This is a genomic window from Caballeronia humi (assembly GCF_001544475.1).
Classification (GTDB): domain Bacteria; phylum Pseudomonadota; class Gammaproteobacteria; order Burkholderiales; family Burkholderiaceae; genus Caballeronia; species Caballeronia humi.
The window spans coordinates 86,889-101,675 of the sequence record NZ_FCNW02000007.1 but is presented as its reverse complement, the minus strand read 5'-3'; the positions used below and the strand labels follow the sequence as shown (position 1 = coordinate 101,675).

16 protein-coding genes are annotated in these 14,787 nt (G+C 62.9%); 7 read left to right on the top strand and 9 right to left on the bottom strand.

The features are described 5' to 3' along the window. Positions 1-149: 149 nt before the first annotated feature. From AWB65_RS10355 to AWB65_RS10335, 5 genes are all read left to right on the top strand, one after another. Positions 150-1,181: a fatty acid desaturase gene (locus AWB65_RS10355; protein ID WP_087667069.1), complete on the top strand. Its 1,032-nt coding sequence runs from the start codon at positions 150-152 to the stop codon at positions 1,179-1,181. A gap of 55 nt (positions 1,182-1,236) precedes the next feature. After that, the gene (locus tag AWB65_RS10350) at positions 1,237-2,052 is read left to right on the top strand and encodes a phosphate/phosphite/phosphonate ABC transporter substrate-binding protein (RefSeq protein ID WP_087667068.1); all 816 of its coding nucleotides are present in this window, start codon (positions 1,237-1,239) and stop codon (positions 2,050-2,052) included. Positions 2,053-2,171: 119 nt separating this feature from the next. Beyond that, positions 2,172-3,167, top strand: a complete 996-nt coding sequence (locus AWB65_RS10345; RefSeq protein ID WP_087667067.1) for a luciferase-like monooxygenase — start codon at positions 2,172-2,174, stop codon at positions 3,165-3,167. Between the two features lie 201 nt (positions 3,168-3,368). After that, the gene (locus AWB65_RS10340; RefSeq protein WP_025527800.1) at positions 3,369-3,614 is read left to right on the top strand and encodes a hypothetical protein; all 246 of its coding nucleotides are present in this window, start codon (positions 3,369-3,371) and stop codon (positions 3,612-3,614) included. Between the two features lie 317 nt (positions 3,615-3,931). After that, positions 3,932-4,249 carry an H-NS family nucleoid-associated regulatory protein gene (locus AWB65_RS10335; RefSeq protein ID WP_087667066.1) on the top strand — a complete coding sequence of 106 codons (318 nt, stop codon included), beginning with the start codon at positions 3,932-3,934 and terminating at the stop codon, positions 4,247-4,249. Between the two features lie 90 nt (positions 4,250-4,339). Here AWB65_RS10335 and AWB65_RS10330 read toward each other — a convergent pair whose 3' ends face one another. From AWB65_RS10330 to AWB65_RS35525, 4 genes are all read right to left on the bottom strand, one after another. Beyond that, positions 4,340-4,759 carry a hypothetical protein gene (locus tag AWB65_RS10330; protein ID WP_087667065.1) on the bottom strand — a complete coding sequence of 140 codons (420 nt, stop codon included), beginning with the start codon at positions 4,757-4,759 and terminating at the stop codon, positions 4,340-4,342. Positions 4,760-4,779: 20 nt separating this feature from the next. Then, entirely contained in the window at positions 4,780-5,733 is a 954-nt protein-coding gene (locus AWB65_RS10325; RefSeq protein WP_235007573.1) for a SphA family protein, read from the bottom strand. Between the two features lie 60 nt (positions 5,734-5,793). Next, positions 5,794-7,125, bottom strand: a complete 1,332-nt coding sequence (locus AWB65_RS10320) for a DUF1254 domain-containing protein (RefSeq protein WP_087667063.1) — start codon at positions 7,123-7,125, stop codon at positions 5,794-5,796. A gap of 481 nt (positions 7,126-7,606) precedes the next feature. Beyond that, positions 7,607-7,786, bottom strand: coding sequence for a hypothetical protein (locus AWB65_RS35525; protein ID WP_125474107.1), 180 nt, complete (start codon positions 7,784-7,786; stop codon positions 7,607-7,609). Between the two features lie 47 nt (positions 7,787-7,833). On the opposite strand from AWB65_RS35525, the gene AWB65_RS10315 reads away from it, so the two are divergent. After that, complete coding sequence (locus AWB65_RS10315) at positions 7,834-8,238, top strand: helix-turn-helix domain-containing protein (protein WP_087667062.1); 405 nt, start codon at positions 7,834-7,836, stop codon at positions 8,236-8,238. Positions 8,239-8,285: 47 nt separating this feature from the next. Then, positions 8,286-8,894 carry a copper-binding protein gene (locus AWB65_RS10310; protein WP_087667061.1) on the top strand — a complete coding sequence of 203 codons (609 nt, stop codon included), beginning with the start codon at positions 8,286-8,288 and terminating at the stop codon, positions 8,892-8,894. 271 nt (positions 8,895-9,165) lie between these two features. Here AWB65_RS10310 and rhaS read toward each other — a convergent pair whose 3' ends face one another. From rhaS to AWB65_RS10285, 5 genes are all read right to left on the bottom strand, one after another. Next, positions 9,166-10,179: a rhamnose ABC transporter substrate-binding protein gene (rhaS, locus tag AWB65_RS10305; protein WP_087667060.1), complete on the bottom strand. Its 1,014-nt coding sequence runs from the start codon at positions 10,177-10,179 to the stop codon at positions 9,166-9,168. 68 nt (positions 10,180-10,247) lie between these two features. Then, complete coding sequence (locus tag AWB65_RS10300) at positions 10,248-11,252, bottom strand: ABC transporter permease (RefSeq protein ID WP_025527864.1); 1,005 nt, start codon at positions 11,250-11,252, stop codon at positions 10,248-10,250. Continuing rightward, positions 11,245-12,285, bottom strand: coding sequence for an ABC transporter permease (locus AWB65_RS10295; protein WP_125474105.1), 1,041 nt, complete (start codon positions 12,283-12,285; stop codon positions 11,245-11,247). The genes AWB65_RS10300 and AWB65_RS10295 overlap by 8 nt, the downstream gene beginning before the upstream one ends. Next, on the bottom strand, positions 12,282-13,805 hold the full coding sequence (locus tag AWB65_RS10290) for a sugar ABC transporter ATP-binding protein (protein ID WP_087667059.1): 1,524 nt from the start codon (positions 13,803-13,805) through the stop codon (positions 12,282-12,284). The genes AWB65_RS10295 and AWB65_RS10290 overlap by 4 nt, the downstream gene beginning before the upstream one ends. Before the next feature lie 67 nt (positions 13,806-13,872). Further along, positions 13,873-14,763, bottom strand: a complete 891-nt coding sequence (locus tag AWB65_RS10285; protein ID WP_087667058.1) for an amidohydrolase family protein — start codon at positions 14,761-14,763, stop codon at positions 13,873-13,875. Positions 14,764-14,787 lie beyond the last annotated feature (24 nt).

The window sequence follows — 14,787 nt, the reverse complement described above, 5'->3', positions numbered from 1 at the left end:
TGTCCGCTCGTGCGGACGCATCGTTAAAGCACGAACGATGCCCGCGCGACGCCTTTTATCAGCCTGCGGCATATCGTCAGGCGCAATCGTTGGTTGGGGCGGGCGGGGCGCGTCGCTACTATTTGGGCTCGCCATGACTCCGACTGCCCATGTCCCTCTACCTCGATGACGCCCAACGCCAGGAAATCCAGCGCATGCGCGCGTCGATGCGCTGGCGCAGCGAATGGCCGACGTGGCTGTTGATCGCGGGCGTGTATGGCGGATGGTTCGGAGTCGCGCTGAACGCCCAGGCGCTTGGAATGCCGCTCGCGCTCGGAGCGCTGGCGCTTTTGTCGTGCTGGTACATGTCGCTGCAGCATGAGCTTCTGCACGGCCACCCGACGCGTTCTCCGCTCGTCAACGCGCTCTTCGGCATCGCGCCGCTCGCCGTGTGGTTTCCATACGCGGTTTATCGCGAGTCGCACCTGCGCCATCACGACGACGATCATCTCACCGACCCCGCCCGCGACCCGGAAAGCTATTTCGTGTCGCCGGAGCGCTGGGCATCGGCTGGCCCGACGATGCGGCTGTTGCTCGCGCTGCGCAATACGCTCGTCGGCCGCGTGCTGCTCGGCCCGGCGTTTTCGATTGCGGGTGCGTTGCGCGGCGTCGCCGTCGCAGTCGCGCGCGGGGACGTCCGCGTCGCGGCGAGCTGGGCGCTGCATCTCGTGCTACTCGCCGCGCTCGTTTACTGGCTGGAGCATCGCTGTGGCATCCGCTGGTTCGCGTTCATGTTCGGCGTCGGCTATCCGGCGCTCGCGCTCGGCGCGGTGCGCTCGTTCCACGAACACCGCGCAGTCGCCGATGCGCCGCAGCGCACCGTCATCAACGAAGCGGGATGGTTCTGGCGGCTGCTTTTTCTGAACAACAACTATCACGCGGTCCATCACGACCTGCCCGGCGTGCCGTGGTTCGCGCTCGGGACGGTCTATCATCGGCGGCGTGAGGCTTATGCCGAGCGGACGGGGCGGTTTGTGGTGCAGGGATATGGCGAGTGGCTGAAGCGGTTTGCGCTTGCGATGGTCGCGCCGGTCGTGCATCCGTTTGCGGGTCACAAGGTTCCGGCTGCACGCGTCACGCGCATCCGCGATACGTTCGCGCGGCCTACCGCGAACGATGCTTCGAATCGCCTTGCGGGATGATGCACCCGCTCGAGTACCTCATGGAGCCGCTCCAGTTTTTCAAGATAGCTCGCCTATGAACTGGGTCGCCGCCTTGCCGATGTACAACGTGACGCCCGCTCTCGCCGCTGACTGGCGCGCGTTGCTCGCGCACGTTCACACGGAACTCGCGGACTGGCTCGCCGCGCACGGCGAAACGCTCGAAATCGTCGATGCCGGCGCTGCGCTCGAACCTTTCTGGCTGCGCGACGATCTGCTGCTCTCGCAGACCTGTGGCTATCCGCTGGTCCACGCGCTCGACGGCCGCGTGCGCGTCATCGCGACGCCCGATTTCGCCGTCGATGGCTGCACGAACGGCACCTATCGCAGCGTGCTCGTGACGGGCGCGCACGTAGATGCGCCATCGCTCGAAGCCTGCCGGGGCGTGCGCGCCGCCTACAACGACGACGATTCGAACAGCGGCATGAACCTTCTGCGCGACGCCGTCGCGCCGCTCGCGCGCGGCTCGCGGTTCTTCGCCTCGGTGCACAAAACCGGCGGACATCTGGCGTCGCTCAGGGCGCTCGCGATCGAGCAGAGCGCGGACGTCGCCGCCATCGACTGCGTGACGTTCGCGTTCGTGCGCGAGCATCTGCCGGAACTGGCGGCCGGCGTGCGTGAAATCGGCGTGACGAAGAGCACACCGGGGCTGCCGTTCATCGCATCGAACGCGTTACCGGCCGATGCAGCCGCCCTCCTCGCCGATGCCCTCGACGATGCCGTCTCCGCCAATCCGTCGCTCGCGACACGCCTGAAACTCAAGGGTTTCGTGCGCCACCCCACCGCCGATTACGCATCGATCCTCGAGATCGAACGCGCCGCGATCGGCCTGGGGTATCCGCGCCTCGCCTGAAAAACCCTACCGCCCGCGCAATGGGCAGGTTTTCGCGACATTCGGCACAATCGGCTTTTAAGTACGCATTGCAGCGCGCATCGCACGCGCCTCGCAGCGTCAAGCCACCGGACAGCCGAATGATCCCCTTCTCAGTACTTGATTTATCCCCGATTCCCGCCGGCTCGACCGCCGCCGACGCCTTCCGCCACTCGCTCGACCTGGCGCAGCACGCCGAAAAATGGGGCTACCAGCGCTTCTGGCTCGCCGAGCATCACAATATGACGGGCATCGCGAGCGCGGCGACGTCGGTCGTGATCGGCCACATCGCCGGCGGTACGAAGACGATTCGCGTCGGCTCCGGCGGCGTCATGCTGCCGAACCACGCGCCGCTCGTGATCGCCGAGCAATTCGGCACGCTGGCGTCGCTGTATCCGGGACGCATCGACCTGGGCCTCGGCCGCGCGCCCGGCACCGACCAGACGACCGCCCGCGCGTTGCGCCGCGACCTCCAAGGCAGCGCGGACAATTTCCCCGACGACGTCGTCGAACTGCAGCGCTATTTCGCCGATCCCGTCGAAGGCCAGCGCGTGCGCGCGGTGCCGGGCGCGGGCCTGAACGTGCCGATCTGGCTGCTCGGCTCGTCGCTGTTCAGCGCGCAGCTCGCCGCCGCGCTCGGGCTGCCGTTCGCGTTCGCGTCGCACTTCGCGCCCGATTACCTGCTCACCGCGCTGCAGGTTTATCGCGCGCAGTTCAAGCCCTCGAAGACGCTCGCGAAGCCTTACGCGATGGTCGGCGTGAACGTCTTCGCCGCCGACACCACCGACGAAGCCGAGTTGCTCTTCACCTCGCTGCAGCAGCAGTTCATCAACCTGCGGCGCGGCACGCCCGGCCAGTTGCCGCCGCCCAGGCGCGACATCGCGTGGAGCGAGGCCGAGCGCGCGGGCGTCGAGCATTCGCTGGCGTGCTCGGTGGTCGGCACGCAGGAAGACGTGGAAGCGGGACTCGCGTCGCTGATCGAACAGACGCAGGCCGACGAGCTGATCGTCACGGCGCAGATCTTCGATCATGCCGCGCGCCTGCATTCGTTCGAGATCACTGCGGCAGCGCACGCAACGCTCGCACGCGCGAACTGAGCGCGCGCCGACGCCTTTTACTCCGCGCGGCGCTGGACGCGCGGAGTTTTGGCAAGCAATAATGAGATGGCCGCCTTGGGTAGGACAAATGGGATCGGCGCGCCACTCATGTGGCCATCATGTGCCACTCACGCGCACGCTCAGCGTGCATGCACGGCGCGGCGGCCACGACAACAAACGGAAACGGAACGGAGAATGCTGATGCCGATAAGTGCCGCCACAGGATCGATGACCTTGCTGACGGAGCTGGACGAAGCAAGCGGACAGGAATTGCGCACGCTGCGCCTCGTGCCGGCGGAGGACGGCAAGGCTGTTGTGCTGATCGAAATCGACGAACGCAAAGCCGGCATTCACCGTGAAGTGCGCTATGAAATCACGACGGCAGAATTGATTGCGGCGATTCGCGCGCATGGCGCCGAATTGCCGGGTGAACAACATAATCGCTAGAATCGATTTAGCGCTTACAATAAGCGGCATACAATAGAACACATCGAGGTTTTGAAGCGCCTTGGTGTCGCTGGCCGGCTTCCCGGATTTCGTAAAAAGCACCCTTTACGTGCCTGTCTTTCGCAACGCCCGCCAGCCGTGCCAGAGCGCCGCCGTCCCTTTTTCGGGGTATTTCGGCATTTGCGGTATTACACTAATTGACGCGCGGTTCGCCGCGCGCCACGCTTTGTAAAAATCACTTAACTCATCGAACCGCCCGGTCCGCGCGGGATATCGGTTCGCCCTCCAGAAAGTTAAAAAGCTGAATCAGGACAGCCGTGGACGAAAGAAAGCGAGACAGCATCATTGCCTATTTACGCAGCCGAATGGCTGAGTTCGGCATTACCGAAACCGCGCTGGCCGAGGCACTGGCCGAAGCACCCGTGGCGGCGGCACCCATTCCCTCGAAAGCCAACGGCAACGGCCTGCCCAAGCGGCCTATGCCGCAAATGCCTTCCCTGCCGCGCGCCGAGAATGGCGCGACGCCCGCATTCAGGAACGCCAGCGGCGATACGTGGGACGGCGTCGGCGATATGCCCGAGTGGCTCAAGCGTGCGGTTCACGCGGGGCAGGACATCGAGTTTTATCGCGTGTGACGCGGTTTTGAACGAAGGCTGTCAACAGGCATCCCGGGGCCCCGTGTTATCGGCGCGGGCGGTGGCTGCGTTGTTCCCTGCGATTTGCCTTTACGCGCACGCCCTTTCCGTGCGTCCCGCCTGCTCGCGCGCGTGCTCATAGACGCGCGCGCGTTCCGCCGATGCAATCAGCCGCTTCTGCTTCATCGTCACGTACTGAAGCGGCGACGATCCGACCACCGCCGCATATTCGCCGTTGCGAAATTTGCGAAAGCGCTGGAAGAAGTCGGGGCCGGGCAGGCCGTTGTCGCAGGCGAGCAGCACGCCGTAATCCACCGCCGATACATCCGCGAGCGTGCGCACCGCGCTCTCCAGCACGCGATATCGCTCGGTGAGCGGCACCGTGCGCTCGAACATCGCGTGGAATCTCACGTAGGGCAGCACGCCATCGGCGGCCGCTGCGCGTACGAGCGCGCGGGTGATGCGTTCGGCGATCGGCCGTGAGGTTGCCCCGTTCGTCGTTGTGTTCATGATGGCTCCTTTACGTGTTCTCACTCGAAGGTCGCGCTGACCGATAGCTGCACCGCGTTGCCGCGCGGGCGCTTGTGCGCCTCGACTTCGTTCACCCAGCGAAACGCCGCCGATACCGGCGTCTTGCCGACCTTGCCCGCCCACGTCACGATCGGCCCCAAGCCCACCGAGTTGCCGCTCGCTCCGCCCAGACGGTCCGCGAGGCCGCCGGTGTCGTCGCCGAGCTGCTGGATCCAGCCGCCCACGACGCCCACGCCCCAGCCGCCCTTGAAGCGTTTAAGCGCGAGCACGTCGAGGACGGAGAGCGGCGCGTTGTGGTAATCAGTCGCGTTGTTGGTCGTGTAGAAGTTCACGCCGTAGTTCACCGACAGTTCCACGTCCTGCGCCGGGAAGAGCTTCGTGTACGACACGGTCGGGATGAACGTCCACGTGTTTTGTCCGGCATTCGCGAGGCGGTTCTCGTTGTACGCGCCGCTCGGCGCATACATCTGCACACTGAACGCGATGTGGTCGGTCTTCGTCAGGTGGTAGCCCGCGATGACCGGCACGAAGAAGAGGTCGGCGAACTCGGTCGAGTGGTCGTTGGGCAGGATGCCGTTGAACGACGACGCGTTCGTGTACTGCACCGGCACACCGATTGACGATGCGAAGTTCCAGCCGCCCGCCGTGATTCCCCAGGTCTTGATGAGGTTCGCCTGCACGTAGACGACGTTGTAGTCGAGACCCGCCGTGACCGTGCCCGCGATCGGAATCGTCTTGCTCGCGCCGAGCTTGCCTTCGTAGAAGATCGTCGTCAGCGTGACGATCCAGTCGGAGGTCGGCGGCACGACGCCCGCGTAAGGCGTCACCTGCTGGCCGGTGATCGGCCGGCCGATGCCGCCTTCGGTTGCATGGAGCGGCATCGATGCGACGAGCGCCGCCGATACCGCCGTCGTCACGATTGCCGCCTTCGATGTTGAGCACCATGCGTTCATGACGACCTCCCGGGCCATCGGTTGGGATTCGAGCCAGAGTGCGTGCGTGGTTTCATTCGATCAACCGCCCGCCTTGACCGGCTTGACGATCTGCCAGCTGCCGTCGAAGACCGGTGCCTCCGGACCATAGATGCGCATGATCACCGTGTAGGCGCCGGCCGGCGCGGGCAGCCAGTTCGACGCCTTATCCTTGCCCGGCGAGACGTGCTGCACGTAGAGATCGAGCGAGCCATCGGCGCCGTACTTGAGGCCCCGCGTGCGATCGCCGATCGAATAGCGATTGATCGGATTCGCGACGAGACCGCGCCCTGGCAGTTCGTACATCGTCATCGACCAGAAAAAGCGCGCGGGCGGCAGGTCTTTCTTGTCGAAATGCAGCACGTAAGGCTGCGTGCCAACGAGCGGCCTGTGCTCAGCGTCCTCGTGATAGCCGACGTAGACCGCCTCGTCTTTCGTATTCCCGTAGATGCCCATCGCGGCCGCGACGGCGCGCTTCATGTAGTCGTTCTTCATCTCCTCGCGCGTGCCGAAGAGATCGTAGGAACTCGTCGTCGCCTTTATCGACGTGGCCAGCGCGGCCTTGCCGTCCTGCACGCCAGCCGCGATCGCGTCGCGCGTCGGTGCATCGAGCTTCGCGGCATCGAAAGGCCTGCCTGCGCCGATGCCGATCTTCTCGAAGCGCTGCATCAGCGCCACTTCAGACGCATTCGCCGGCTGCGTGAATTGCAGCAGGAAGTTCAGGTAAGCAATGAAATCGATGGACGTCGCGCGCGCCTCGTCCCACTTCGGAAAGCTGACAGCGGGCATGGGCGGCGGCGGCGCCTTGTGCTCGAACGCGGAAAGCGGCGCGACCTTGTACTGCTGCTGGATGCGCTGCACGTTCTTGACATCCGACGGACCATCGAGCGCGGTACGCCCGAGCGCGACGATAAAATCCGTTTCCGAGCGGAACACGCGGTCGATGCCCGGCGGAGTCTCACCGTTCCAGTGCGGTCCGGCGAAGAGATAGTGACCTGCCTTCTCACCCGTCGTGCGCGATCCGACGTACGCGAAGTTGTACGTGAAGAGGTCGATCCACTGAAACACGTAGTAGCGCTTGTCGGGAATCGCCGGCACGCTCAGCACCCACGGTTCGTGGCGCAGATCGAGCCACACCCATGAATAGGGCGTGTCGTTGTTAGGCGTGACGATGTCCTTGTTCTGCGGACCATACGGTTGCGAATAATGACGGAACCTCCCGAAGCCGCCAACGTACGAATTCGATTGCTTGTCGACGGTCTGCTGATAGAGCGTCTTGTAGTTGAAGAGCATCGGATACGCATAAATGAACGCTTCCTTTGCGGTTGCCCGCGTCTCATCCGGCGCGGCCTGCGCATGCGCCGCGCTGCTCATGATCAGGCATGCGCATAAAGCACCGAGCAATGGCGCGAATATTCGACTCAACAGTTCGAGTGCACTTCGTCGAATTGCGTTCATCTCGACCCTTCAGGTTTCCATTCGATCTTCGCAAATAAAAAGGCGCAGGAATCTACCCGTCCTTTTGAAAAGGGCGTTTAGAGAAATACGATCGAATTCTGGCGGCGCATGGCTGCGCCGATTCGGCAGAGGTCCGGCCGAAAGTGCTGCGTCAATCGAACAGCAGGTCCCGGCTAGCGGGCAGACAGGGAAGCACGGCCATACACGTTCCTCGGAAAACGTGGGCAGACGCGCGATTTTCAGCGTTCGCGCGGATGGATGCTTACAGCGAGCTTATGCTTGATTGTTGATAGATGCTAACAAACGTTTTTCGCCGATGCCAAGAACATTTTGTGACTGACGCCAAATTTGCAACGCGAGCGCTATCCATTTCATTAAGCGTTTTCACCTGCTTAATTCATTCGTTGACGCGGTACCCATAGGAAAAATGAAATGAAAATTCAAGAACAAAATTTAAATGCCATTTGCCCAAATCTCCGATAAAACGTTTATTGATACATGCTGTAAGGAGCTTCGGGAAATCGGCGTCGGCAATACGGAATGCGCTTCTTTCGACTCGCGGCATGGCGCTCTTCATGACCGGCGCCAGTCCGATGCAAGGCAATCACAACGGCGAGTGCGCAGATGCTTTCTCGACCAGAAAACCTTCCGAGCGTCGTGAGGCGAATGACCGCCGGCAGGATGCTGCTCGACGGTGCATCGGTCGAAGACGTCGCCGAGCGTCTGCATCTGTCGATGCAGACGGTCAAGCGCTATCAGGCGATCGTATCGGCGGGCGGGCTCGAAGCGCTGCAGAAGATGGGCGTCGGTGGACGCGCGTCCGCGCTCGACCAGCAGGCGCTCGAATGGATCGCGGCTGCGCTAAAAGGCTCGGCCCGCGAGCATGGCTTCGAAAGCGATGCGTGGACCAATGCGCGATTGCGCGCGTTGATCGAGCGGCGCTTCGGCGTGCGCTTCTCGCGCGTCTACATCTGGCAGATCGCAACGAATCTCGGGCTGGGGCATTTGCTGTCGAAATCACGGCGCTAGGCGGCATGGCGCCAAATCTTCTCTCACCTCCATCGAAGGAGCACCGCATGTCATTTCAAGCTCAATCACGCGTCCTGCACGCGGTCCTCGTCCGCAGCGTGGCTGTTGCTACGCTCGCGCTCGCTTACCCGGCGTTCGCGCAGGACGCGGCATCGGGCGCGAGTACCGATGCGCGCGGTGCTGCCGCGATTGCGGAGGTGCAGGCGCATGTCGTCGGCATCGATCCGGCGACGAACAGCGTCGCGTTGCAGGGGCCGCAGGGACGTATCGTCGAGATCGCGGTGAATCCGGAGGTCGGCGATGTGAAGAAACTGCGTATCGGCGATACGGTCAACATCCAGTATCGCAATGCGCTGCTCGTGCGCGCGACGAAGGTCAAGTCGAACGGTATTCGCGAGCGTGTCGAGACGGAGGCGGTGATTCCTGCTTCGGGCGGCGTGACGGCGACGGCGCGCAGTGTGCAGATCCTTGCGACGATTCAGAAAATCGATGCGAAGAAGCGGCTGATCACGATGCGTGGGCCTTCACGTACGGAGGTATTCGAAGTTTCGCCGGATGTTTCGCTCAAGGACTTGAAGGTGGGCGATTCGGTGCAGGCGGAGTTCGTGTCGGCCACGGCGGTACAGGTGCTGCGGAGTGGGACGGCGGTGAAGTGAGGGGAGTGGTCCGCTCAGCTGTGGGTACATCACACCCTGTGATTAATCGGCCTGCCGCATAAGCGTTTGCGGGCGGCGGGCGGGTGGGGAAAATTTTGTTCCCCACCGCCCCGTCAAGCATCCATTTCCCTACATTTCCCACAGGCTGCGGCGCGGGAAAACCACCGTCCTTAAGTTGCAAGCTATCTCAACTGCTAACGGAGCGCCGCCACCGGAAAAACGCAAAAGCCAACAGGTAAGCCGGAACAACCCGCTTGCCTGCTCAATCAGCCTAGAAATTGAAACTATCAATATTCGCGCTATCAAACGTAGTCGGCGGTCCGAGAATCACTTCGCCGCTCTTGCCGACCGTACGCTTGCCGAGCTTGCCCGCTTCAAACGACTCACCTTCCTTGCCCGAGATCGTCCCCGATGCGAGATTAGCCGCCGCGAACGCTGCGAGATAGCCGAGTTGACCCGGATCCCACAACTGGAAAGCCTTCACGGTACCGTTCTTCACGAACGCGCGCATCTGGTTCGGCGTGCCGAGCCCGGTCACCGCAACCTTGCCCTTCGACGGCGACGACTGGATATAACGCGCCGCCGCCGCGATCCCGACCGACGTCGGCGCCACAATCCCCTTCAGGTTCGGATAAGCCTGCAACAAGCCCTGCGTCTCGACGAACGACTTCTGATCATCGTCATTGCCATAAGCGATCTTCACGAGCTTCAGCTTCGCATACTCGGGCTTCTTCAATTCCTCCTGCATCCACTTGATCCACGTGTTCTGGTTCGTCGCATTCGGCGTCGCGGAGAGAATCGCGAACTCGCCCTCGCCGCCGACGAGCTTCGAGAGCAACTGGATCTGTCCGCGTCCGATCGATTCCGAATCGGCCTGGTTCACGAAGATCTGACGGCCTTCCGGCGCGGTATCGGAGTCGAACGTCACAACCTTGATCCCTTGCGACATCGCCTTCTTCAGATACGGCACGACCGCGTTGGCATCGTTCGCTGCGATCACGACCGCGTCCTGCTTCTGCGTGATGAGCGTGTTGATGTACGACACCTGCGACGACGCACCCGCATCCGAGGGCCCCACCACCTTGCCCTGCCCCTTCATCTCCTTGATGGCCGCCATGCCGCCATCGTCGGCGATCACTTCATACGGGTTGTTGATCTGTTTGGGCACGAAGGCGATCTTGAGACCGCTCTTGAGTTCGGCAGCGTTGGCCGTCATCGCCACGCACGCCGCCAGCAACGCAGCGGCCAGCACCGGCTGGCGGATCGATCGTAATGGTCTGAACATGTGCTGAGTCTCCTGATGTCGCGCGCGGCTTCTACGAAGTCTTCGACGCGCGGTTATGAAAAACTTCCTTAAAGCGTTTGCGCCATCAAGCGCTTTTCACGCGTCGCCCTCCAGCGCGCGACGAGGTTAGGGATCAATACCGACGAAAGCAGCAGCGCGCCGGTCACGATGGTGAGCGTTTCGCTCGATACGTCAGCGAGCGTCAGCGCGTTGCGCAACACGCCGATGATGAGCAGCGACAGCAGCACGCCGATCATCGATCCGCGTCCGCCAAAAATGCTCACGCCCCCGAACAGCACCGCCGCGATCACCGAGAGCTCGAAGCCTTCGCCGTTGTCGCCGCGCGCGCTCGTGAAGCGCAGCGTGTAGACGACGCCCGCAAGCGCCGCCATCGCGCCCGAAAGCATAAAGAGCCTGAGCTTGGTGCGCGCGACGTCGATGCCCGAAAACTGCGCGGCCACCGGGTTCGCGCCGATCGCATAGAGGCTGCGGCCAAAGGGCGTCGCCTGCAGCAGCACCGTGAAGACGATGGCGCCGAGTATCACAAGGATGAACGGCATCGGCAGGAAGGTGGCCGCAATCGTTTCGATGCCGAACGCCGTGTACGACGCCGGAAAATCCGCGATGGCCTGATCGCCGAGCAGCACGTAGGCGAGCCCGCGAAACAGCGCGAGCGTGCCGATCGTGACCGCGAGCGACGGCAGGTTGAAGCGCACGATCACGAGGCCGTTGAGCAGCCCGGCCAGCGTGCCGGCAACGAGCACGATCGCGATGACGAGCGGCATCGGCAACCCCATGTGCCACAGCACGCCCATCAGCGCGCTCGATGCACCGAGCACGGACGCCACCGACAAATCGATCTCCGCCGCGATGATGATGAGCGTCATCGGCAAGGCGATCAGCGCGATCTCGGTGAAATCCGCGAGCATGTTGGAGAGGTTGGCGCCGGAGAGGAACATCGGCGAGAGCACGCGTCCGCCGATCAGCGAGACGGCGAGCACGATCACGAGCATCGCTTCCCATTGCAGGTGGCGGCGCTTCGTGGTGGACAGAGCGGAATCGGGTTTAGCCATGATCGCGTTTCCTCATCATGCGTTTTGCGACGGAGCGGGCAAGCAGCGTATCGAGCGTGATCGCCGCGACGATCAACGCGCCTTGAATCGCTTGCTGCCAGAAAGGCGATACGCGCAGCACGACAAGCGCGATGTTGATCACGCCGAGCACGAGCGCGCCGAGCGTCGCGCCGGTCACCGTGCCCACGCCGCCCGTGATCGCGACACTGCCCACGACCGCTGCAGCGACCACCTGCAGTTCGATGCCCTTGGCCGTGCTGGCATCGACGGTGCCGAAGCGCGCAAGCCACAGCACCCCGGCAAGACCGGCGATCGCGCCCGACAGCAGGAAGCCGATCATCACGCGGCGCTCGACGCGAATCCCCGCGAGCCGTGCGGCCTCCGGATTCGAGCCGATCGCGTAATGCTCGCGTCCACCGCGATATTGCTTCAGATACACCGAAAGCGCGATGAGCACGACGAGCGCGATCAATACGAGGTTCGGCACGCCGAAGAGCGATCCCGTCGCGATGAGCGCGAACGCATCGGGCAGGCTCGTTGCGTTGATCTGGCCGCCGTGGACCCACGCATAATCAGCGCCGCGCACGATGTAGAGTGTGGAGAGCGTGGCGACGAGCGACGGCACGCGACCGAACGTAATGAGCACGCCGTTCACCGCGCCAATCGCAAGACCGATGCCGATGCCCGCGAGCATCGCGACGATCACCGGCATCTGCGGAAACATCACGAAGAGGCTGCCGACCGCATACGCGCTCACTCCAACGACCGACGCCACCGACAAGTCGATATGCCGCATCAGCATCACGACGGTCATGCCCGCCGTGAGCAAGCCGATGATCGACACATTGAGCAGGACGTCCCGCAGATTTTGCAGATTGAGGAACTCGGGCTTCACGGCAGCCGTCGCGGCGACAAGCGCGATCAGCACCGCAAAGAGCGTCGCTTCGCGGCTTCTTGCTAGTCCGCCGAGAAGGTTCGGGCGCTTGTGTTTCGGCGCGTGCATCGCGGGCATAGTTGAGGAATGTCGTGTCATGCTGCGCGTCCCAGGGCTTGCGGCGATGCGCCCAATGCGGCGCTCATCACGCGTTCTTCATTCGCATCGGCGCGCGCGATATCGGCGCTGATGCGGCCTTCGTGCATCACGAGCACGCGATCGGCCATGCCGAGCACTTCGGGCAGTTCGCTCGAAATCATCAGCACCGCCATGCCTTCGCGCACGAGATCCGCGAGCGTGCGATACACCTCCGCCTTCGCGCCGACATCGATGCCGCGCGTCGGTTCATCGATGATCAGTACCTTCGGGTTCGTCGCGAGCCACTTGCCGAGCACGACCTTCTGCTGATTGCCGCCTGAGAGCGTGCCGACCGGTGCATCGAGATCGCTCGCCTTGAGGCGAAGACGCTTGCCCCAATCGGCGGCGAGCGTCGATTCGCTTTTCGCGCTGATCAGCCCGTGCTTAACGAGCCTGCCGAGCACTGTGAGCGATGCGTTGCGCGCGATGCTTAACTCAAGCGCGAGTCCTTGCGCGCGACGATCCTCCGGCACGAGCGCGAGGCCCGCGCGAACGGCTGTCGCTGGCTTGCCCAGCGCGAGCGGTTTGCCCGCGATCCTGACCTCGCCTGCATCGACTGGATCGATCCCGAAAATCGCCCGCGCCACTTCGCTGCGCCCCGCGCCGACGAGCCCCGCCAAAGCCACGATCTCGCCCGCGTGAACGTCGAACGAAACGTTCTTGAACACACCCTCGCGCGTGAGACCGCGCACCGACAGCCGCACTTCGCCGCGTGCCACATCGGCTTTCGGATAGAACGTGTCGAGATCGCGGCCGACCATCTTGCTGACGATCGCATCGATGGTCATGTCGGCGGTGAGTGCGTCGAAGACCTTCACGCCATCGCGCATGATCGTCATGCGCTGCGTCAGCGCAAACACTTCGTCGAGCCGATGCGTGATGAAAAGGATCGCGACGTCGCGTTCACGCAGCGCGCGCACGATTGCAAACAGGCGCTCGACTTCGGGCAGCGACAGCGCGGCCGTCGGTTCGTCCATGATCAGCACGTTTGCATTCAGCGACAGCGCCTTCGCAATCTCCACCACCTGCTGATCCGCAATCGATAAACCACGCACGAGTCGCTCCGCGCGCAGGTTGACGCCGAGCGTAGAAAGCAGCGCATCGACTTCGCGATTCATCTCGTCATAACGAATGCGGCGCAGTCCATCGCGCGGCTGGCGGCCCATGTAGATATTCTCCGCGATCGAGAGATCGGCGAAGAGCGTCGGCTCCTGGTAGATCACAGCGAGCCCGGCATCGCGCGCCTCGGCGGGATTGGCGAAACGTCGCGCGATGCCTTCGACGAGCAGTTCGCCCGAGTCCGGCTGGTGCACACCTGCGAGAATTTTGACGAGCGTCGACTTGCCCGCGCCGTTCTCACCGAGCAATGCATGGACTTCGCCGGGCCATAGTTGCAGGCTGCCGTCGCCGAGTGCGCGCACGCGCCCGAACGACTTGCTCGCATGCCGCAGTTCAAGCCGCGGCGGTTTGTTGTCTGTCATGCTGTCTCCGTGTCGGCCAGAGTTGGCCCTTTAGGGCCTTACTCCGGCCCCACGCAACGAAGTTGCGCTAGATGCGGTAAATGCGTTCCGCGTTGCGCCTGAAGAGCGCATCCTTTTCGCTATCGGTTGCGTCTGCAACTATTGACGCATACGCGCTCCAAAGCGCGCCGTAGGAACCAAACAACCGGTCCACCGGAAAGTTCGATGCAAACATCGCGCGTTCGCAGCCGAACGTATCGATGGTTTCGAGCACATACGGCCGAAAGCTCTCTACGGTCCACGCGTGATCGAACATCGCGAGGCCGCTGATCTTCACCGCGACGTTTTCACAAGCGGCAAGCGTGCGCATGCCTTCGCGCCACGCGCGATAACCCTGCGGCGACGTCCGGTCGGCAAACATGCCCGCGTGATTCACGATGAACTGCGTCTCGGGATGTTCATGCGCAAGCGCCGCAGCATCTCCCATCTGCGACGGATATAGTTGCATATCGAACGACATCGCGTGCCGCTTGAGCAACGCAAAGTTCCGGCGCCACGCGGGCTCACGCATGTAATGACGCCCCACGTAGTCATAAAGCGGCTTCTCATGCACGTTGAGAATCTGCCGAATGCCACGCATATTGCGGAAACCCGCATGCGCTTCGAGCACGGCCTCGGCGTTATCCGCCGACAAATCCGCATACGCGACGATTCCATTCGGCATGCTGCGCCCTTCCCCGTCGGCGATGCCTTGCAACCAGCGCGTCTCTTCGACTGGATCGGCCGGATCGTGATTCGCATCGACGTGCACGACCTTGAGTACCTCGACCTCGCCTGCCTCACGCAGCAAATCGCTGATCAGGTAATCGTGCTTCAGGTCCCGCGCATCGCCGACGAACGACGTCTGAGGATTCGCGAGCCACGGATAGTGATGCGTCTTCAAGTCCCACAGGTGAATATGCGGATCGACAACCTGCATGTTGGTGCCCTCGTGCCGCTCGAT